The 19,231-nt window shown below is 67.0% G+C and carries 19 protein-coding genes; 12 read left to right on the forward strand and 7 right to left on the reverse strand.

Annotated elements, in window-relative coordinates; all coding sequences use genetic code 11:
• Positions 1 to 15 precede the first annotated feature (15 nt).
• Together FG323_RS13755 and FG323_RS13760 are read left to right on the forward strand one after the other, a co-directional pair.
• Entirely contained in the window at positions 16 to 501 is a 486-nt protein-coding gene (locus tag FG323_RS13755) for a hypothetical protein (RefSeq protein ID WP_141455230.1), read from the forward strand.
• Positions 502 to 529: 28 nt separating this feature from the next.
• Positions 530 to 1,114, forward strand: a complete 585-nt coding sequence (locus tag FG323_RS13760) for a TetR/AcrR family transcriptional regulator (RefSeq protein ID WP_141455231.1) — start codon at positions 530 to 532, stop codon at positions 1,112 to 1,114.
• Between the two features lie 14 nt (positions 1,115 to 1,128).
• On the opposite strand, the gene FG323_RS13765 is transcribed toward FG323_RS13760, so the two are convergent.
• A complete protein-coding gene (locus tag FG323_RS13765) occupies positions 1,129 to 1,620 on the reverse strand; it encodes a lipocalin-like domain-containing protein (protein WP_255470180.1) in 492 nt (163 codons plus the stop codon).
• 104 nt (positions 1,621 to 1,724) lie between these two features.
• Between FG323_RS13765 and FG323_RS13770 the strand changes: the two genes are divergently transcribed.
• The 6 genes from FG323_RS13770 to FG323_RS13795 all read left to right on the forward strand — a co-directional run bounded on the left by FG323_RS13770 (position 1,725) and on the right by FG323_RS13795 (position 7,952).
• Positions 1,725 to 2,573 (forward strand): LysR family transcriptional regulator, encoded by an 849-nt coding sequence (locus FG323_RS13770; RefSeq protein ID WP_141455232.1) that lies wholly within the window; start codon positions 1,725 to 1,727, stop codon positions 2,571 to 2,573.
• A gap of 154 nt (positions 2,574 to 2,727) precedes the next feature.
• Positions 2,728 to 3,513, forward strand: coding sequence for a phytanoyl-CoA dioxygenase family protein (locus tag FG323_RS13775; RefSeq protein WP_141455233.1), 786 nt, complete (start codon positions 2,728 to 2,730; stop codon positions 3,511 to 3,513).
• A 521-nt stretch (positions 3,514 to 4,034) separates the two neighbouring features.
• Positions 4,035 to 4,865 (forward strand): TIM barrel protein, encoded by an 831-nt coding sequence (locus FG323_RS13780; RefSeq protein WP_255470190.1) that lies wholly within the window; start codon positions 4,035 to 4,037, stop codon positions 4,863 to 4,865.
• A gap of 35 nt (positions 4,866 to 4,900) precedes the next feature.
• The gene (locus FG323_RS13785; protein WP_141455234.1) at positions 4,901 to 6,586 is read left to right on the forward strand and encodes a GMC family oxidoreductase; all 1,686 of its coding nucleotides are present in this window, start codon (positions 4,901 to 4,903) and stop codon (positions 6,584 to 6,586) included.
• The gene (locus FG323_RS13790; RefSeq protein ID WP_141455235.1) at positions 6,586 to 7,164 is read left to right on the forward strand and encodes a gluconate 2-dehydrogenase subunit 3 family protein; all 579 of its coding nucleotides are present in this window, start codon (positions 6,586 to 6,588) and stop codon (positions 7,162 to 7,164) included. The genes FG323_RS13785 and FG323_RS13790 overlap by 1 nt, the downstream gene beginning before the upstream one ends.
• 44 nt (positions 7,165 to 7,208) lie before the next feature.
• Positions 7,209 to 7,952, forward strand: a complete 744-nt coding sequence (locus FG323_RS13795; RefSeq protein WP_141455332.1) for a DUF1080 domain-containing protein — start codon at positions 7,209 to 7,211, stop codon at positions 7,950 to 7,952.
• Between the two features lie 30 nt (positions 7,953 to 7,982).
• Here FG323_RS13795 and FG323_RS13800 read toward each other — a convergent pair whose 3' ends face one another.
• From FG323_RS13800 to FG323_RS13820, 5 genes are all read right to left on the reverse strand, one after another.
• Positions 7,983 to 8,297: a cytochrome c gene (locus FG323_RS13800; RefSeq protein WP_141455236.1), complete on the reverse strand. Its 315-nt coding sequence runs from the start codon at positions 8,295 to 8,297 to the stop codon at positions 7,983 to 7,985.
• Complete coding sequence (locus FG323_RS13805; protein WP_141455237.1) at positions 8,297 to 9,151, reverse strand: sugar phosphate isomerase/epimerase; 855 nt, start codon at positions 9,149 to 9,151, stop codon at positions 8,297 to 8,299. Before FG323_RS13805 ends, FG323_RS13800 begins: the two co-directional genes overlap by 1 nt.
• Before the next feature lie 66 nt (positions 9,152 to 9,217).
• Positions 9,218 to 10,342: a Gfo/Idh/MocA family oxidoreductase gene (locus FG323_RS13810; RefSeq protein ID WP_141455238.1), complete on the reverse strand. Its 1,125-nt coding sequence runs from the start codon at positions 10,340 to 10,342 to the stop codon at positions 9,218 to 9,220.
• Positions 10,343 to 10,353: 11 nt separating this feature from the next.
• Positions 10,354 to 11,571: a nucleoside permease gene (locus FG323_RS13815; RefSeq protein ID WP_141455239.1), complete on the reverse strand. Its 1,218-nt coding sequence runs from the start codon at positions 11,569 to 11,571 to the stop codon at positions 10,354 to 10,356.
• 27 nt (positions 11,572 to 11,598) lie between these two features.
• A complete protein-coding gene (locus FG323_RS13820; protein ID WP_141455240.1) occupies positions 11,599 to 12,651 on the reverse strand; it encodes a sugar phosphate isomerase/epimerase in 1,053 nt (350 codons plus the stop codon).
• 92 nt (positions 12,652 to 12,743) lie between these two features.
• Between FG323_RS13820 and FG323_RS13825 the strand changes: the two genes are divergently transcribed.
• Positions 12,744 to 13,748, forward strand: a complete 1,005-nt coding sequence (locus FG323_RS13825; protein ID WP_141455241.1) for a LacI family DNA-binding transcriptional regulator — start codon at positions 12,744 to 12,746, stop codon at positions 13,746 to 13,748.
• 42 nt (positions 13,749 to 13,790) lie between these two features.
• Here the strand turns inward: FG323_RS13825 and FG323_RS13830 are convergent, their stop codons facing one another.
• Positions 13,791 to 15,365, reverse strand: a complete 1,575-nt coding sequence (locus FG323_RS13830) for a winged helix-turn-helix domain-containing tetratricopeptide repeat protein (protein ID WP_141455242.1) — start codon at positions 15,363 to 15,365, stop codon at positions 13,791 to 13,793.
• Positions 15,366 to 15,599: 234 nt separating this feature from the next.
• On the opposite strand from FG323_RS13830, the gene FG323_RS13835 reads away from it, so the two are divergent.
• The 3 genes from FG323_RS13835 to FG323_RS13845 all read left to right on the forward strand — a co-directional run bounded on the left by FG323_RS13835 (position 15,600) and on the right by FG323_RS13845 (position 19,077).
• Positions 15,600 to 16,355, forward strand: coding sequence for an SDR family oxidoreductase (locus tag FG323_RS13835; protein ID WP_141455243.1), 756 nt, complete (start codon positions 15,600 to 15,602; stop codon positions 16,353 to 16,355).
• A gap of 134 nt (positions 16,356 to 16,489) precedes the next feature.
• Complete coding sequence (locus tag FG323_RS13840; protein WP_220094161.1) at positions 16,490 to 17,491, forward strand: HlyD family secretion protein; 1,002 nt, start codon at positions 16,490 to 16,492, stop codon at positions 17,489 to 17,491.
• Positions 17,488 to 19,077: an MFS transporter gene (locus tag FG323_RS13845; protein ID WP_220094162.1), complete on the forward strand. Its 1,590-nt coding sequence runs from the start codon at positions 17,488 to 17,490 to the stop codon at positions 19,075 to 19,077. The genes FG323_RS13840 and FG323_RS13845 overlap by 4 nt, the downstream gene beginning before the upstream one ends.
• Positions 19,078 to 19,231: the final 154 nt, after the last annotated feature.

Below are 19,231 nucleotides of genomic sequence, written 5' to 3' on the forward strand. Positions count from 1 at the left end.
GACAGGAACGACCCCGTGGGCATTTCTCCTATCGGCTGGCTCCACACACTGGGCAGCCTTCCGGCCATTCCCCTTGCCGCCTACATGCTGTTCAAGTACGGGCGGATCGTTCCCGAAACCCGCGCCGGGCGTGCGTATTTCTGGTTCATGCTGCTGGGGGTGCTGACGGTGTATCCGATTGCGCACCAGCCAATCAGCGCCATCGTGGCGTCCGTCACGCTGGCGATGCTGTTGCTGGGTTACGGCATCGCGCGGTGGCGAACGGCGAAGACCTTCTGGAAACATGTGCAAACGATTGCCCTGAGCATCAGCGTGTTCCTGCTGATGGTCCCCACGGTCAGCGAAAGCCTGCGCAGGCTGCCGGTGGGCCATCCGCTGGTGACCGATTTGAAGGACCCGCTGCTGCTCGGCGTGCAGGGCGCGCTGTTTCTGGCGTTGATCATCGGCATCCCCTTGCAGATGCTCGCGCTGCGCAGGCAAAAAATCCTCCAGGCCGGGTGAACGATTGATGCCTACTCCAGAAACAGACATGCAGCCGCAGTACTCGCCCAAGGCGCAGGAGATCATCCGGCGGACGAACGAACTGCTGGCCTCCGGCGGGTACAACGGTTTCAGCTATGCGGACATCGCGGAACTGGTCGACGTACGCAAGGCCAGCATCCACCACCACTTCCCCGCAAAAGTGGATCTGGTGAAGGCGACGGTGGCGCAGCATCGGGAGGCCACCCGGCGCGGCCTGCGCGCGCTGGACGAATCCACCCCGGATGCTTTCGCGCGGCTGCTGGCCTATTCGCGCTACTGGGCGGACTGCATCCAGGCCTCCAATCCGCCCATCTGCATTTGCGCGCTGCTGGCGGCGGAATTGCCAGCAGTGCCGGCGGAAGTCGCGGATGAGGTGAAGGCGCATTTCAACGACCTTCATGCCTGGATTGGCCGGACCCTGGCGCAAGGCGTGGAGCAGGACAACATGCGATTGAACGACACTCCGTCCGCGGAAGCGTCCGTGTTCATGGCGTCGATACACGGCGCCATGCTTTCCGCGCGGGCGACCGGCAATGCCTCGGTGTTCTGGGAGATTGCGAAGGCGGCGACCGACCGGTTGAGGTCGGTGTAGAGCCGGCGAGCGGCCTAGTCCAGCTTCCACACGGAAACCGGAATCGAGCCGTCCGATCTGGCCGGCACCCGGTAGGTCAGCACGCCGTCGTCCAGGGTGTACTCGCGCTGCTGGCTGGTGCCTTCCCAGTTCGGGAACGAGGCGCCTTCGATGCGGAAGGTGAGGGTGTGCCGCGAGGCGTCGACCGCAATCGTGCCGTAGTGGGTGCTGGAACCCAGCGCGGCCGAGGCATACTCGTCGGCGCTGCCGCGTGCCTTGTCGTCCGATGCGAACCGCAGGCGTTCGGACTTGAAGATCTGCAGGGAATAGCGCCCCCGGGCATCGACGATCAGGCGGCCCGTGGGGGACTCGCCGTAGTCCCGGACGCGTTCTCCGCCGGGCAGGATCTTGTCCGCCGCGACCAGTGTCCAGGTGCCCCGCAGGGGCGATTCCGGTGAAGCGGCGCGTGCGTCGCGCGCGGCCAGGCCGGCGAGCATCGCGAGGGTCATGCCGAGGATGGGATTCATGGCGGGGGAACCGTGCGTGGGGTTGGTGAAAACGGTACCCTGCCACCAGCATTTCAAAAATGCATTCATGATGATATCTGTCATTCCAAAATCGAATCCTTGAAATGAAGCCCCTGGACATCACCGCGGTGCAGGCCTTCGTGACGGCGGCGGAACTGCAGAGCTTCACCCGTGCCGCCGATGCGCTGGAGACCACGCAGTCCGCCATCAGCCTCCGGCTGGGCAAGCTGGAGACGCAGCTCGGCAGGCGGCTGATGGAGCGTTCGCCTCGCCATGTCCGGCTTTCCGCGGAAGGCCAGGCGTTCCTGGAGGTCGCGCGCGAATTGCTCTCGGCCCACGACCGCGCCGTCGCGGCATGGGATGTCGAAGCGCGCCGGCTGGTGGTTGGCATCAGCCACGAACTGATCGGCAGCGAACTGCCTTCGCTCCTGCGACGGATCAACGCCCACGATCCGGCTTTGCGGGTGGAGATGCGCGTGGGCGGCAGCCGTGATCTGATGGCGCTGTACGACCAGGATGAACTCGATGCGGCCTGGGTACTGCGGCCGGATGATCGCCGCAAGCGGGGCAAGGCCATCCATGCGGAACCGATGGCCTGGGTATCGGCGCCGGGATGGCGGCCGGTTCCCGGCCAGCCCTTGCCGCTGGCGACGCAGGGCAAGGGCTGCCGCATTCGCAACGCGGCCACGCGCGCGCTCGATGAAGCCGGCGTTGCGTGGGAGGAAGTCTTCGTTGGCAGGGGCGCCGCCATGGTCGGCGCGGCGGCGGCGGCCGGCATGGCCGTTGCCGTCCTGGCGCCGCGCACCGCGCCCCCTGGCACGGTGGACGCCGGCGACATACTCTCCTTGCCGCCGATTCCCGCACAGGAAGTGATGCTCTACAGCAGCCTCAACGATCGCCGATCGCGCGAGGCCTTGCGCCTGATATCGCTGGCTTTCCAGCAGGCACGTTGAGCCGTCGGGTTTGCCTGCCATCGGCCAGTGCCGCAGCCAGTGGGCGGCGCGATTCAATCCGTACTTTTTCTATGGCATCAAGGTAAAGGCGCCACATTGATCGACTCCGGGCCGGAGTATCTACTGCCGCTTCCGTCCTCTCTCAGGTGCCGTCATGTACCCGGATGCAGATGCCGCGCAGATCGGATTCTTCCGGGAGCATGGTTACCTGGTGGTGAGACAGGCCCTTCCGCCACCGGCGCTGGACGAACTGGAAAGTTACTGCGACATCCTCATCGCCCAGAAGAACGAGCTGGCCAACGACTGGGCATGGAGCCAGGGCGAGTCCCGCGAGAACCGCAGCTTCCGCATCGTGCAGTCCTCGCCGAGCAAGGTCTGGGCGGATATCGCCGTGCAGCCGTATCGCCGGTGGCTGGAACGTTTTTCGTCCCAGTTGATGGGGCTGGACATGGCGTTCTGGTACGACCAGTTCCTCGGCAAACCGCCCGGACATGGCGCGGTCACCGAGTGGCACCAGGACGAGGGCTACTGGGGGCGCAATCTAGCCGACCGCGGCATCACTGGCTGGATCCCCCTGCAGGACGTGGACGCCACCAACGGTTGCATGCACTTCATCGACGAAGGGCATCGGCTCGGCATCCTTCCGCATCGCCTGGTCGAAGGCGTGCAGAGCGATCTGCTCACCTGCGCCGTGGATGAAACCCGCACCGTCATCTGCCCGATGCAGCGCGGCGACGTGGCGTTCCATCATTCCAAGACGCCGCACATGAGCACCGCCAACCTCGGCCCCGCCTGGCGCAAGGCGGTCACCAACCATCTCCAGCAACGCGACGCGGGAGGCGAGGGCGATCACTATCCGTGGCGGGTGAAGGTCAACCAGCGCACCGGCGAACGCAAGGCGGTCGGAAGCACGGACCAGAAAGACGACGGCGGAGCCTGAGTGCCGTCCTGAGCGCGTCGATGTCTGGCGAGCGCGCATCAAGGCGCATCCGGGAACGATCGTGGCCATGTTGGAGCAAGGCACCGATCACCATGGGTGATGTTTCGTTCCGTTGGCGGCGGCTTGCGCATCGCGAGCCGTGCGTTCATCGCTCTGAACCCTGGTGGCAAGTCACCCGGCGCTGAGCGGAAATGACGCGATGAGGTGCACGTCGCTGTTGTGCCGTGCAGCATAAGATTTCGCGTCTGGAGTCTTGCATGAACACGCGAGGCTGCTTTATGGTGCAATCGATTGCATCAGGGCGAATCTTCGAGGTTTCGTGCCGGTCGGGAGGCCGGGGGATGGATGGATGTCTATTCGTTCGAACCGGCGCGCCGCATGCGAGGTCGGTGTGCTTCCCGTGGCAGGGGCCATGCCTCGAAAGATTTGGTTGAGCAAGCTTTCCTTTGCGGTGTGAGGACGCCGGGATGAATTCCCTGGACCCGAAGTTCACGAGACGGAGCGCGCTGCGCGCGGCGGTGATGGGCGGTATCGGACTGGCCGCCGCCGGGGTGATGCCCGGGTTTGCCGCCGAGAAGCCGCTCGCGCTCAAGGGCAAGCTGAAGCATTCCGTCGCCCGTTGGACGTTTCCGAAACAGTCGGTCGCCGAGCTGTGCCAGATAGTGAAAGGGATTGGTTTCTCCGCCATCGATCTGGTCGGGCCGGAAGACTGGCCGACGCTGAAGGCGCATGGCGTCGACAGCTCGATGTGCAACGGTGCGGAGATCGACCTGGTGAAGGGCTTCGCCGGGGCCGAGTTCCATGACGAGCTGGTGGCGCGCTACACCCGCCACATCGACCTGGTGGCCGACGCCGGCTATCGCAACCTGATCTGCTTTTCCGGCAACCGCAACGGCATGGATCCCGAACAGGGCCTGGCCAATGCCGAGGCCGGGCTGAAGCGCATCCTCGGACATGCCGAAAAGCGCGGCGTGATGCTGGTGATGGAACTGTTGAATTCCAAGGTGGATCACCACGATTACCTGTGCGATCACTCCGACTGGGGCGTCGCCCTGTGCAAGCGGCTGGGATCGAAGCATTTCAGCCTGCTGTACGACATCTACCACATGCAGATCATGGAAGGCGACGTCATCGCCACCATCCGCAAGCACCACGAATTCTTCACCCACTACCACACGGCGGGCGTACCGGGCCGGCACGAAATCGGCGACGACCAGGAGCTCAACTATCCGGCCATCTGTCGCGCGATTCGCGACACCGGTTTCGACGGCTATCTGGCGCAGGAGTTCATGCCCGCCGCACCGGATCCGGTCGCCTCGCTGCGTGAGGCGATCCGCCTCTGCGACGCCTGAAACAACAGCTATCCACCCAGGGAAAAACAGTACCCATGGCAGACAATCACTACGACGCCATCGTCGTTGGCTCAGGAATCAGTGGCGGCTGGGCTGCCAAGGAACTGACCGAGAAGGGCCTCAAGGTCCTGATGCTGGAACGCGGACGCAACATCGAGCACGTCAAGGACTACGTCAACGCGATGAAGGAGTCGTGGGACTATCCGCATCGTGGCCGGCCGACCCAGGCGATGATCGCGGAACATCCGGTCCTGATGCGCGACTACCCGCTTTCCGAGGAAACGATGGGGATGTGGGCCGATGAAAAGGATTGTCCCTACACCGAGACCAAACGCTTCGACTGGTTTCGCGGCTATCACGTGGGAGGTCGTTCGCTGTTGTGGGGCCGGCAGAGCTATCGCCTGTCGGAAATGGACTTCGAGGCGAACCTCAAGGAAGGCATCGCCACCGACTGGCCGATCCGTTACGCCGACATCGCGCCCTGGTATGACTACGTCGAGAAGTTCGCCGGCATCGCCGGCACCCGCGAGGGGCTGGACGTGCTGCCGGATGGCGAGTTCCTGCCGCCCATTCCGCTGAACATCGTCGAGAAGGACGTGGCCGCGCGGATCAAGCAGGCTTTCGGTGGCACGCGCCACATGATCCACTCGCGTACCGCCAACATCACCCAGCCCAAGCCCGAGCAGGGCCGGGTCAACTGCCAGTACCGCAACAAGTGCATCCTGGGCTGCCCCTACGGCGCGTACTTCTCGACCCAGTCGGCGACGCTGCCGGCGGCGATGAAGACGGGCAACCTGACCCTGCGTCCGTTCTCGATCGTCAAGGAAGTGCTGTACGACAAGGATCGCAAGCGCGCACGCGGGGTGGAGGTCATCGATGCCGAGACCGGCCAGACCTACCAGTACACGGCCAACGTCATCTTCCTCAACGCCTCGTCGTTCAACTCGACCTGGGTGCTGATGAATTCGGCCACCGATATCTGGGAGGGTGGACTGGGCTCGTCCTCCGGCGAGTTGGGGCACAACGTCATGGATCATCATTTCCGCGTCGGCGCGTCCGGTCGGGTCGATGGCTACGAGGACAAGTATTACTTCGGTCGTCGTCCCTGCGGTTTCTACATTCCGCGCTTCCGCAACGTCGGCAACGACAAGCGCGACTATCTCCGGGGTTTCGGCTACCAGGGTGGGGCCAGCCGCTCCGGCTGGTCGCGCGAAATCGCCGAACTCAACGTCGGCGCCGAACTGAAGGACGCGCTGACCGTGCCGGGTGACTGGTCCATCGGCATGACCGCCTTCGGCGAGATGCTGCCCTACCACGAGAACCGGATCAGCCTGGATCCGGATCGCAAGGACAAGTGGGGGCTGCCGGTGCTGGCGATGGACGTGTCCATGCGCGAGAACGAGCTGGCCATGCGCCATGACATGGGCGCGGATGCGGCCGAGATGCTGGAGGCCGCGGGCGTCAAGGACGTCAGGACCCACGACAGCGACTACGCGCCCGGCATGGGCATCCATGAGATGGGTACGGCGCGCATGGGCCGGGATCCGAAGAACTCGGTGTTGAACAAGCACAACCAGGTCTGGGATGCGCCCAACGTCTACGTGACCGACGGCGCCTGCATGACCTCCAGTGCCTGCGTGAATCCGTCGCTGACCTACATGGCGATGACGGCACGGGCGGCGGATCACGCGGTGCGCGAACTCAAGGCGGGGAACCTGTGATGGAACGTCGCGAACTTCTGAAGATGATCGCCGCCGCCACCGGCGCGGCCATGATCGGTGTTCCGGGCCTCGTCTACGGACAGGCGCCGGCTCCGAACGGCAAGAGCGCTTTCTCGGCCACCGACATCGCCCTGCTGGACGAGGTCGCGGACACCATCCTGCCGCGGACCAAGACGCCGGGTGCCAAGGACGCCGGCGCCGGCCCCTTCATGGCGCTGTACGTGACCGACTGCTACACGCCGGAGAACCTGGCGATCTTCCGTGCCGGGCTGGCCGATCTGGACAAGCGCGCCGGTGGTCGTTTCGTCGCGCTGGCGCCGCAGGCCCGCACCGACCTGCTGCGCACCCTGGACACCGAAGCCCGCAACTACCTGAGCACGGCCAAGGCGGCCGCCGGGGGCGCCAGCAAGGGTCCGGTGAAGCCGCACTACTTCACCATGCTCAAGCAGCTGTCGATCTTCAGCTTCTTCACCTCGCAGGTGGGAGCGAACGAGGTGCTGCAGTACGTCGCCGTGCCGGGTCGTTATGACGGCGACATGCCCTACGTTCCGGGCACGCCCGCCTGGGCGACCGACTGATGGACATGGGCGCTTCGTCCGAACCGTTCTGGCTGGAGAACACGATGAGCAAACCGATCCTGCTGGCGGCCTGCCTCCTGGCCGCGGGCCCCGCGCTCGCACAGGCGCAGGCCGACCCGCAACGCGATCCTGCCAAGACCGAGGTCTGGAAGCCGATTCCGGCGACGGTGGCCACGCCGCGCGAGGCCGCGCCTTCCGACGCCGTGGTGCTGTTCGACGGCAAGGACCTTTCGGCCTGGGAGAGCGAGTTGGGTGGCAAGGCGCCCTGGACGGTCGCCAACGGCGCGGTGACCGTGGTGCCGGGCAGCAAGGGCATCCGCACGAAGCAGCGGTTCTGCGACGTCCAGTTGCACGTGGAATGGCGCACGCCCACCGAGACCAAAGGCTTCGACGGCCAGCATCGCGGCAACAGCGGCATTTTCCTGCAGGAGGTCTACGAACTGCAGGTGCTCGACAGCTACAACAACGCGACCTATCCCAACGGGCAGGCGGCCTCGATCTACAAGCAGGCCATCCCGCTGGTGAACGCCTCGCGCGCGCCGGGCGAATGGCAGGCGTACGACGTCATCTGGAAGGCGCCGCGCTTTTCCGAAGGCGGCGGGTTGCTCTCGCCCGCGCGCATCACCGTGCTGCACAACGGCGTGCTGGTGCAAAACGATACCGTGCTGTCCGGCAAGACCGAATACATCGGCGCGCCGTCCTACGCGCCGCATGGCTGCGCGCCGATCTACATCCAGGATCACGATTCCAGGGTCAGCTTCCGCAACATCTGGGTGCGCGAGCTGTAAGCGATGGCGCGGAGCGGGGCTCCGCGCGTCCTACTGCTTCAGGAAGGCCGCGAGGTCTTCGACATCCTTTTCCGACAGATGGCCGAAGGGCGGCATCATGCCGCCGCCCTTCCGGATGCGTTCCTTGATCTGTTTCGGATCCAGCCGCTTGCCGACATCGGTGAGCGCCGGAAACGCGCCTGCCACGCCCGCGCGGTTGGCGCCATGGCAGGCCGCGCAGTTGGCGGCATAGACCTTGGCGCCCGCGGTGGCGTCCTCCGCCGAAGCCGCGGCGGTCGCCAACGCAACGGCGACAAAGGCCAGGGTCGCCACGCCGAGGGAGTTGAACCTCCGCTGCCCGCGCATCAGTGCGTCGCGCCGGCCGGCAGGTGTTCGCGCAGGTAGTCCGCGCCGGCCTTGACGACGGCGGCCGGGTCGCGCGGCTGATCGTGCTCGATGATGTACCACTGCACGCCCGCCTTCGCTGCGGCGGGAAGAATGGTCTTCCAGTCCAGCACGCCCTGGCCCAGGGCGGCGAAACCGCCTTCGTCCGCGGCCTCGCCCTTCGGCGCATTGTCCTTGGCGTGCACCGCGAACACCCGTCCGCTGAACTTGCCGAGCATCGCGGCCGGGTCGTAGCCGGCGCGCGCCACCCAGGCCAGATCCAGCTCGGACTTGAGCGCGGGGCCGGCCGCGTCGAACAGCAGTTCCAGACCGGTCTTGCCGCCGAAATCGACCAGTTCGAAGTCGTGGTTGTGGTAGGCCAGGGTCATGCCCCTGGCCTGGACCTTGCTTGCGATTTCACCCAGCTCCTTGCCCAGCGTGGTCCAGCCGGCAGCGTCGGTCGGACGTTCCTTGTCGCCCAGATACGGCACGACCAGATGGGTGTTGCCGAGCGTCTGGTTGAACGCCACCACGCCATCGAGATCCTTGCGCAGATCCGCCAGCTGCACGTGGGTGGAGACGGCCTTGATCGCATATTTGTCCAGCAGCTGCTTGAGTTCGGCGGCGGTGACGTCCTGCGTGCCGACGGTTTCCACCGCGTGGACGCCGGCGTCGTGGACGATTTTCAGCTGTTCATCCAGCGTGGCGACGTTGCGCAGCGTGTACATCTGCACCGCGATGGGTTGGGCCGGCGTGGCGGCGTCCCTGGCGAAGCCGGGCAGGGCCGCCAGGAGCAGCAGGGCGGTGGTCACGATCTTGCGTGGGGTGGTGCGCATCAGGGTGTCCTCCGGGGATTCCGATGACTACAGGAAACAAAAGGGATCAGGGGTGTCGTTGCGCGCTCAGGTGATGGGCGTCCAGGCGCGCGAGCGGGCCGAGGCGATGACGCGATCGATGATCAGGGCCGAGCGCAGTCCGTCTTCGAACGTCGGCAACCCTTCCGGCCGTTCGGCCAAGATGGCGCGATAGGTGTCCGCGACGAAGGCCTCGAAGCAGTTGCCGTAGCCCTGCGCGTGGCCGGCCGGCAGCACCGAGAGCCGGCGCTGTTCGGCGCTTCCGGCACCCGGTCCGCGCGTGAAGATTTCCTCGCGCTGGTCGGGCAGGCCGATCCACAGGCGTTCGCTGTCTTCCTGATCGAACGCCACGCTGGCCTGGGCGCCATCGATTTCGAACCACAGGCGGTTCCGGCGTCCGGCCGACACCTGGCTCACGGTCAAGGAGGCGAGGGTGCCGTTGGCGGTCTTGAACAGGGCCGCGGCGACGTCCTCGCTCGATACCGCCTGCATCGCGCCACCCGCCGCCGGCGTGGCGAAACTCTGGCCGGTGGCGGCGGCGCGCTCGGCGATCACGGTTTCGAAGGCGGCGCTGACATCGACGAAACGTTCCCCGCTGACCCATTCCACCAGATCGCACCAGTGCGAGCCGATGTCGGCGAACACGCGCGAGGCGCCGCCCAATGCGGGATCCACGCGCCAGTTGTTGCTGGCCGGATCCAGCAGCCAGTCCTGCAGGTAGCTGCCGTGGATGAGCCGCAGCGGCCCCAGTTCACCGTGGGCGATGCGCGCGCGGGCCTCGCGCACGACCGGGTGGTAGCGGTAGACGAACGGCACCGTGGCCACCAATCCGGTGGAGGCGGCCAGCGCGGCCAGTGCCTTCGCGTCGTCCAGCGTGGTGGCCAGCGGCTTCTCGCAGATGACGTGCTTGCCGGCTTCCAGCGCGGCCTGCGCCATGGCCCGGTGCAGGTGGTTGGGCGTGCACACGTGCACGACCTGCACCCCCGGGTCGGCAAGCGCTTCCTCGATGTCGCGATAGGCGCGCGGTACATTCCAGGCCTGCGCCACTTCCGCCGCGCGTGCGGGCGAGGACGCACTCACGCCCAGCACGTCGGCGCCCGCCAGCAATGCCGCGCGGCGATGCACCGCGCCGATCATCCCGGTGCCGACAATGGCGACTCCCAGCTTGCTCATCTAGGCAATCCTCAATGTGCGGACGGCGCGGCGGCGGTGGCCGGCCGGTCGCGGAACAGGAACAGGAAGGCAATCAGCACGACCAGCGCGACACCCGCCGGGAACAGCCAGATCTGACGCCAGTCCGGACCTGCCGCGGTGGTGTAGTGCTCCACGACCGCGCCGGACAGGAAGGTGCCGATCAGCATGCCGACGCCATACGTGGCCAGGGTGATGAAACCCTGCGCGCTGCTGCGGGTGTCGGGACCGGCATGCGCGTCGGTGTAGATCTGGCCGGTGACGAAGAAGAAGTCGTAGCAGATGCCGTGCAGCACGATGCCGATCACCAGCAGGGAGAACCCGCTGCCCGCGTCGCCATAGGCGAACATGCCGTAGCGCAGCACCCACGCCGCCATGCCGACCGCCAGCATGGTCTTCACGCCCAGCCGCACGAACAGGAACGGCATGGCCAGCATCAGCAGCACTTCGGACACCTGGCCCAGCGACTGCAGGCCGGCGGCGCCGCGCACGCCCAGATCATTGAGATAGGGATTGGTGAAGTTGTAGTAGAACGACAGCGGGACGCAGATCGCGATCGAGGCCAGGAAGAACACCAGGTACGAACGCGACTTCAGCAGGCGCAGCGCATCCAGGCCCAGGATCTGCCCGACGCCCGCATTGCGCTGCTGCGCCAGCGGCGGCGTGTGCGGCAGGGTGAGCGCATACAGGCCAAGGGCCAGCGAAGCAGCCGCCGCCATCCGGAAGGTGAGTTCAAGGCGATGGGCCTGTTCCCAGCCCAGCCAGCCGATCAGCACACCGGCGACGATCCAGCCGATGGTGCCGGAGACGCGGACGAGCGGGAACTGCTTTTCCGGCGACTGCATGTGGCGCATGGCGATACTGTTGACCAGCGCCAGCGTCGGCATGAACAGCAGCATGTACACCATCACGCAGGTCGCGAAGGTGTTGAAGCTGGTGGCTGTGGACGCGACCCACATCAACACCGCGCCGGCCAGGTGCAGCGCGGCCAGGATGCGCTGCGCGGCGAAGTAGCGGTCGGCGATCAGCCCGACCAGGAACGGCGCGACGATGGCGCCGATGGACTGGCTGAGGAACGCGGTGGCCACCTGGCTGGCGCTGGCTTTCAGCGGTCCTTGCACCAGGTACGTTCCCAGGGTCACGAACCACGCGCCCCAGATGAAGAACTGAAGGAACATCATCGCGCTCAGGCGCGACATGGCGAACGTCATGACTTCCCCTCCCAGGTCGGTGTTGGTTCAAATCCCCAGCATGCCGCGCAGCGCTTCCGGATCGGCGCCGCTGTCGGCGAAGTCGTCGAAGGCGCGCTCGGTGACGCGGATGATGTGGTCGCGGATGAAGGGTGCGCCTTCGCGCGCGCCGTCTTCCGGATGCTTCAGGCAGCACTCCCATTCCAGCACGGCCCAGCCCGGGAAGTCGTACTGGGCGAACTTGGAGAAGATCGCCTTGAAATCGATCTGGCCGTCGCCCAGCGAGCGAAACCGGCCGGGTCGATCGATCCAGTTCTCGTAGCCGCCGTAGACGCCGCTGCGCGCGCTGGCGCGGTACTCGGCGTCCTTGACGTGGAAGATGCCGATGCGGTCGTGGTAGCGATCGATGAAGCCCAGATAGTCCATCTGCTGCAGCAACAGGTGGCTGGGGTCATAGAGAATCTTCGCGCGCGGATGGTGATCGACCGCGTCGAGGAAACGCTCGAAGGTCGCGCCGTCGTGCAGGTCCTCGCCCGGATGGATCTCGTAGCAAAGATCCACGCCGCAGGCGTCGAAGGTGTCCAGGATCGGGCGCCAGCGGCGGCCGAGTTCGGCGAAGGCTTCCTCCACCAGTCCGGCCGGTCGTTGCGGCCAGGGATAGAAGTAGGGCCAGGCCAGCGCGCCGGAAAACGTCGCGTGCGCGGTCAGGCCCAGGCGCTGGCTGGCCTTGGCCGCCAGTTTCACCTGTTCCACCGCCCAGGCCTGCCGGGCGGCCGGTTTGCCGTGCAGCTCCGGCGGGGCGAACCCGTCGAACAGCGCGTCGTAGGCGGGATGGACGGCGACCAGTTGTCCCTGCAGGTGGGTGGACAGTTCGGTGATCCGGATACCGTGCCCGGCCAGCATGCCGGCCACGTCGTCGCAATAGGCCTGGCTCTGCGCGGCCTGGGCAAGATCGAAGATATGGGGCGCGCTGGTCGGTATTTGTAGGCCAGAATAGCCGAGTCCGGCGGCCCATTCGGCCAGCGTGTCCAACCGATTGAAAGGAGGCTTGTCACCGATGAACTGCGCCAGGAACAGCGCGGGACCCTTGAGTGTTTTCACGTCAATCCGCCTCGATGCAATCGATTGCATTATCCTAGCATGGGGTACCCGGGACACGCGTTGTGCACCGCATCGGGGAACCCGGGACTGACATGGCGACCATCTACGACATCGCGAAACACGTCGGCGTCTCGGCAGGCACCGTGTCGCGCGCGCTGTCGCGTCCGGAAAAGGTCCTGCCGGCCACGCGCACGCGCATCGAGCAGGCGGCGGCCGCGCTGGGCTATGTCCCCAACACGGTGGCCCGAACCCTCAAGACCCAGCGCAGCAGCAAGATCCTGGTCACCGTCCCGGACATCGCCAACCCGTTCTTCGCCCAGATCCTGCAGGGCGCGGAGGAAGCCGCGCAGGCGGCCGACTACGCGGTGCTGCTCGGCGATACCCAGCACCAGCCGGATCGGGAGGAGCGCTACGCGCAGATGCTTCCGCGCAACGAAGCCGATGGCCTGATCGTGCTGGGGCACCGGTTGCCGCCAACGGCGCAGGAAATCGTCCGGCAACTCGGCGCCACCGCGCCGGTGGTCAATGGCAGCGAATTCGATCCGGCGCTGGGCATTCCCAGTGTCCATATCGACAACGCCGCCGCCGCGCGCACCGCGATGGAACACCTCTACGGCCTGGGACACGAGCGGATCGCCGTGATCGGTGGACCGCCCGACAATCCCCTGCACCAGCAGCGGCTGGAAGGGGCCCGGGTCGCGGCCAGGGCGCGCGGCCGCCTGCGTCAGCTGACGATCGTGCCGGGCGACTTCTCGGTGGAATCCGGCTATGCGGCCGCGAAGCAGTTGCTGGGCCAGGCGGCCGCGCCGACCGCCGCATTCTGTTTCAGTGACCAGATGGCGCTGGGCATGCTCGCCGCGTGCCGGGATCTGGGCGTCCGCGTGCCGGAGGACTTCTCGATCGTCGGCTTCGACGATCTGGCCTCGTCCCGTTACCTCAACCCGCCGCTGACCACCATCAGCCAGCCGATGCGCGAGATCGGCATGCGTGCGGTCAAGCTGCTGCTCGCCATCATCGAGGGCGTGGACGTGCCGCATCAGCAGACGCTGGATTTCAGCCTGATGCTGCGCGGATCGACCGCCGCGCCCGCCTCGTAGCGAAGCTCCGGAACAGGGCCGGATGATCCCGCCGGGCAGCCGTCAGGGCAGGCCCGCCAGGCGCAGGCCTTCGGTCAGCCGCGCGAGATCCTGCGGGCGATGGATGGGCAGCCAGTCGGCGAGGCTGGACTGGGACAACGACGGATCCAGCGCGCGCACGTGCGCGACGGCGAGGCTGGCCTGCCGCGCGCGTCCGGCCAGCGCATGGCTCGCCGCCGCCACCACGGCGGCGACCAGCAGCGAGGGCAGGTTGCTGAGCGCTTTTTCCGCCCAGATCGATGCGGCATCGAAATCGCCAGCGAAGAAGTGCGCCAGCGCGATGCCCGCCTGCATGCGGAACATTTCCGGATCCAGCGGGCTTAGCCGAACCGCGCGGGAAAACAACGCCATCGCGCTTTCCGATTCGCCGTGGAAGATGCGCAGGAAACCGCCCAGGAACCAGGCCGGTGCGAAGTTCGGATTCAGCAGCACCGCCCGATCCAGCAGTGCGATGCCGCCGTCCAGATCGCGGGTCAGGTGGCCCAGCGCATGGCCACCGCGGGTCAGCGCCACCGCGTCGTCCCGTCCCCAGGTCACCGCCAGCCTCGCCAGGCGCACGCCCTCGGCGACCTCCGCCGGCCGGTCGATCATCCAGCCGTTGACCTTGCGCCAGACATGGCACCAGGCCGCCCCGCCGTAGGCCGAACCGTATTCCGGATCCAGCTCGATGGCGCGATAGAACTGGCGCAGCGCTTCCTCGATGGTTTCGCGGCTGCCGCTGTGCAGGTTCGCGACCCCGCGCAGGTAGTAGTCGTACGCATCCAGGTTCTGGGTCGGCTTGCGCTTGGCGCGTTCGATTTCCGCGCGCTCCAACTGCGGAGAGATTGCGCCAACCACGCTTTCGGCAACCTCCGCCTGCAGCTCGAAGATATCGTCGAGCGTGCCCTCGAAGCGCTCGGCCCACAGGTGCGTGCCGGTCGAGGCGTCGATCAGCTGCCCGGTGATGCGGACCTTGTTGCCAGCCCTGCGCACGCTGCCTTCCAGTACGTAGCGCACGCCCAGCTCGCGGCCGACCGTCCGCGGATCCACCCGATGGTCCTTGTAGGCGAAGCTGGTGTTGCGGGCGATGACGAACAGCCAGCGCACGCGCGAGAGCGCGGTGATGACGTCCTCGACCACGCCGTCGGCGAAATAGTCCTGGCCGCTGTCACCGCTCAGGTTCTGGAACGGCAGCACGGCGATGGAGGGCTTGTCGGGCAGCATCGGTGCGGACAGCGCGCCGACGCCGCTGCCATGCGCATCCGGCAGCGCCGGGACCGGCGCGATGTCGTCGTCCCGGATCTCGCCGATGAAGCGGAACCCCTTGCGCGCGACGGTGCGCAACAGGCGCTGTTCGGAGCCGGTGTCCGCGATCGCCTTGCGCACGGCGTTGATGTGGCTGGCGACCGTGGACTCGGAGACGATCCGGCCGCTCCATACCACCTGCAGCAGTTCGTCCTTGCCGACCACGCGGTCACGATGGAGCACCAGGTACAGCAACAGATCGAAGACCTGCGGGCCGATGGAAACGGGCTGCCCGCGCAGCGTCAGTTCCCGGCGCTCGTCATCGAGCAAGCAGTCTTCGAACGCGAATCGCACGGTCAACGCCCTTGCCGAACCCTCGCGCCCCGTGCCCGAGGGAATCGCGTCATGGTACCCGATTGAATCGCACGGCCGTACCGAACCAGGCCGGCGGCGAGTCCCGGCGCCGTCGCGAATCCAAGCGAATTCCAAGGTTTCTTGAAGGTCGCCGCAAGGACTTCGCCGGGACCGGCGCGCAAGCTTTCTCCATCGGCGGCAAGTCCTGCCGTTGACCCAGCGGAGAACATGCACATGAAGATCGTCGTCATCGGGGGCACCGGCCTGATTGGCTCGAAACTGGTCGCCACCCTGCGCAATCACGGTCATGAAGTATTGGCCGCCGCCCCGGGCACGGGGGTGAACACCATTACCCGCGAAGGCCTGGCCGAGGCCATGGACGGCGCTCAGGTGGTGGTCGACGTGGCGAACGCACCGGCCTGGGACGACCAGGCGGTGCTGGATTTCTTCGAGACTTCCGGCCGCAACCTGTTGGCCGCCGAAGCCGCCGCCGGCGTACGCCACCACGTGGCGCTGTCCATCGTCGGAAGTGAACGCAATCCCGACAACGGCTACTTCCGCGCGAAGGTGGCGCAGGAGAACCTGATCAAGGCGTCGGGACTTCCGTACACCATCGTGCGCGCCACCCAGTTCCACGAGTTCGTCGCCGGCATCGCCCAGGCGGCCGTCGTCGGCGATGAAGTCCGCCTGTCGCCCGCGCTCATCCAGACCATTGCATCGGACGACGTGGTGGCCGCGCTGGCCGACGTCGCGCAGGCAACGCCGATCGACGGCACGATCGAGATCGCCGGCCCGGAGGCCGTGCCGCTCGACGAAATGGCCAAGCGCCTGTTCGCGGTGACGGGAGACACGCGCAAGGTCGTGGCGGACGTGCATGCGCGCTACTTCGGCGGCGAACTGGACGACCAGTCGCTGACGCCCGGTCCCGATGCGCGCCTGGGCGCGATCCGTTTCGAGGACTGGCTGGTCCGTTCGAACGCGGCTGCGTGACCGCAGCGCCGTCAGGACCATCGCGAGGAGGAACCGACATGCCTTCGTCTGAAGAAAATACCCGCGCCGGGGCGGGGGCGGCGCCCAACCCGGGAGCACCGGCACACCCGCGCGGCCACGCCCGGAAAATCGGCGTGCTGCTGTGCCTTGGGGCGATCATCGCCGTCGGGGCCGGCTGGGCCCGGGTGCGTGCTGGCGCCAGCGTGTCCACCGACAACGCCTACGTGCGCGGGGACGTCACCTCGCTGGCGCCCAAGGTCGCCGGCTACGTCCGGGAAGTGAAGGTCGGGGACAACCAGGCGGTGCGCGCGGGCGATGTGCTGTTCCGCATCGACGACAGCGATTACCGGGCGCGGCTGGCCCAGGCCGAGGCCAACGTGCAGGCGGCGCGGGCGCGGCTGGTCAACGTCGATGCGGAGACCGCGTTGCAACAGGCGCTCATCCGCCAGGCCAGTGCGCAACGGCATTCGCAGCTGGCCGAGATGCGGCTGGCGGCGAAGGTGTCCGATCGACGACGCGAGCTGATCCGCGGTCGTTTCGTCAGCCAGGACCAGGTGGATGAAAGCGACGCGGCGCGCTCGCGCGCGGAGGCCGGCGTATCGGCGGCTTCGGCGACGGTGGAAGCGCAGACACGCAGGATCGCCGTGCTCGCCACCCAGCGCGAAGCCGCGCTCGCGGCGGTGGCCCAGGCCATCGCGCTGCGCGACCTGGCGCGCATCGATCTGGACGGCACCGTGGTGCGGGCGCCGCTGGACGGTGTCGTCGGCAATCGCCAGGTGCGGGTCGGCCGCTTCGTCACGGCGGGCGCGCCGCTGCTGGACATCGTGCCGGTCGATGACCTGTGGCTGGTGGCGAATTTCAAGGAAACGCAACTGGCGGACGTCCGCCCCGGCCAGCGCGTGTGCATCGAGATCGACGGTTACCCCGACGCCGCGTTCCAGGGCGTGGTCGACAGCTTCGCGCCCGGCAGCGGCTCGTCCTTCAGCCTGTTGCCCGTGGACAACGCCACCGGCAACTTCGTCAGGGTCGTGCAGCGGGTGCCGGTGAAAATCCGCTTCACCGGGCAACCATTGCCGGCGCGGCTGGTGCCCGGCCTGAGCGCGCGCGTGTGGATCGATCGACGGGCCGGGTCGTGAACCTGGCCGCCACCGCCGCGCCGGACCACGATCGTTCCGCAGCGAGTTGGCTGCTCGTCGCCGGCATCGTGCTGGCCACGCTGACGGAAGCCGTTGCCGGTACCGTGCTGTCGCTCGGTCGGGTCGACATCATCGGCGACACCCACGCCACGCCGGACGAATTCGCGTGGCTGGACGTGGGCTACGTGGCGATGAAGCTGGTCGGCTTCCTGCTGGCGCCCTGGCTGATCGCGCGCCTGCGGGCACGCGATGTGATTGCCGGCGCCGCGCTGATGATGGGAGTGGCTTGCCTGTTCGCCGCGGCCACCGCGCGGCTGGATCTGCTGATCGCGCTGCGCTGCCTGCAGGGGGTTTCCGGCGGCGTGCTGCTGATCGCCGGGCAGGCGCTGCTGTTCCTGGCCTTCCCGCGTTCGCGCCAGCCACTTTTGCAGGCGCTGTTCGCGATGGGATCGGTGGTGGCACCCGCGACGCTGGCGCCCGCCCTGCAGGGCTGGTTGCTCGATACCCAGGCGTGGACCTGGATTTTCTTCGGCGTGGTGCCGATCGCGCTGGCGGCGGCGGGCATCCTGCTGCTGGCGGAGATGCCGGACCTGCCGGTGAACGACGCGCCCGCGCCTTTCGACGGAATCGGCTTCGCCCTGGCGGGCGTCGCGTTTTTCTGCCTGGGCTATGCCCTGATCCAGGGCAACCGGTGGGACTGGTTCCAGGAACCACGCATTGCGTGGATGACCGCGATAGGCGCGACGAGCCTGCTGGGGTTCATCGGCTGGCAGTTGCGGATGCGCGGCCGGGGCCTGGTCGACTTCTCGGTATTCGCGGACGAGGAATTCTGCTTTGCCTTCGTCGTCAGCTTCGTGGCCGGCGCCGCGTTGTTCGGCAGCGGTTACCTGATCCCGGCGTTCGCGGTGTCCGTGCTGGGTTTCACCCTGACCGACGCCGGGCGACTGCTCCTGCCCGGCGGTGGCCTGTTCATCGTGGCGCTCCTGATCGCCGCTTACCTGATGCAGGCGCGCCGGCTGCCGCCCGTGGCCACGGTGCCGTTTGGCATCCTGATGATCATGACGGCCATGTGGATGCTGTCGGGATCGAATCGCGCAAGCGGCGCCGACGACATGATGGCCGCCATCCTGCTGCGTGGATTCGGCCTGGGCTTGCTGTTCCTGTCGATCACGCTGATTGCCTTCAGCCATCTGCCTTCGCGGAACCTGGCCAGCGGCATGGCCCTGTTCAATACCGGTCGCCAGTTGGGCGGCCTGATCGGCGTGGCCGGCCTGCAGACCCTGATCGAGCACGAAACCCACATCAACGCGACGGTGCTTGGCGGCCACCTCACCGCCGGTGGCGTGCCCCTGGGTGAACGGCTGGCCGCAACCACTGCGATGCTCGCCGGTCACGGCATGGACCTGGCGTCCGCCACCCGCGCGTCGTTTGGTCTGCTGGGCAAGGCGATGGCAGGCCAGGCCACGGTCATCGCGTTCGACGCCGCGTTCATGGCCGTGGCATTGCTGTTCGTGGCGGCGGTCCCGGTATTGCTCGGGACCAAGATCGCGCTGGCGAAATTCGCAGGTCGCCGCAACCGTTCGTAGTGCCGGGGCGGGGAAGGGGGATGGCCACCGGCACGCCCCGGCCATACCGGTGGCAGCCGGTCCAGGCGGGGAGGGACTCATGTCCGATCCGGTGCCGACGACCGCCGCCAGCCCCCTGAACAGGGCATTTCCCGGGCAAACCGGGCACAACAAA

The organism is Pseudoxanthomonas sp. z9 (assembly GCF_006542425.1).
In the GTDB taxonomy this organism is placed as follows: domain Bacteria; phylum Pseudomonadota; class Gammaproteobacteria; order Xanthomonadales; family Xanthomonadaceae; genus Pseudoxanthomonas_A.

Coding starts and splice junctions, on each gene's coding strand:
- FG323_RS13765 (WP_255470180.1), bottom strand. CDS start 1,620: ATGAATCCCATCCTCGGCATGACCCTCGCGATGCTCGCCGGCCTGGCC.
- FG323_RS13760 (WP_141455231.1), top strand. CDS start 530: ATGCAGCCGCAGTACTCGCCCAAGGCGCAGGAGATCATCCGGCGGACG.
- FG323_RS13810 (WP_141455238.1), bottom strand. CDS start 10,342: ATGAGCAAGCTGGGAGTCGCCATTGTCGGCACCGGGATGATCGGCGCG.
- FG323_RS13770 (WP_141455232.1), top strand. CDS start 1,725: ATGAAGCCCCTGGACATCACCGCGGTGCAGGCCTTCGTGACGGCGGCG.
- FG323_RS13815 (WP_141455239.1), bottom strand. CDS start 11,571: ATGACGTTCGCCATGTCGCGCCTGAGCGCGATGATGTTCCTTCAGTTC.
- FG323_RS13785 (WP_141455234.1), top strand. CDS start 4,901: ATGGCAGACAATCACTACGACGCCATCGTCGTTGGCTCAGGAATCAGT.
- FG323_RS13805 (WP_141455237.1), bottom strand. CDS start 9,151: ATGCGCACCACCCCACGCAAGATCGTGACCACCGCCCTGCTGCTCCTG.
- FG323_RS13790 (WP_141455235.1), top strand. CDS start 6,586: ATGGAACGTCGCGAACTTCTGAAGATGATCGCCGCCGCCACCGGCGCG.
- FG323_RS13775 (WP_141455233.1), top strand. CDS start 2,728: ATGTACCCGGATGCAGATGCCGCGCAGATCGGATTCTTCCGGGAGCAT.
- FG323_RS13825 (WP_141455241.1), top strand. CDS start 12,744: ATGGCGACCATCTACGACATCGCGAAACACGTCGGCGTCTCGGCAGGC.
- FG323_RS13780 (WP_255470190.1), top strand. CDS start 4,035: ATGGGCGGTATCGGACTGGCCGCCGCCGGGGTGATGCCCGGGTTTGCC.
- FG323_RS13835 (WP_141455243.1), top strand. CDS start 15,600: ATGAAGATCGTCGTCATCGGGGGCACCGGCCTGATTGGCTCGAAACTG.
- FG323_RS13800 (WP_141455236.1), bottom strand. CDS start 8,297: ATGCGCGGGCAGCGGAGGTTCAACTCCCTCGGCGTGGCGACCCTGGCC.
- FG323_RS13795 (WP_141455332.1), top strand. CDS start 7,209: ATGAGCAAACCGATCCTGCTGGCGGCCTGCCTCCTGGCCGCGGGCCCC.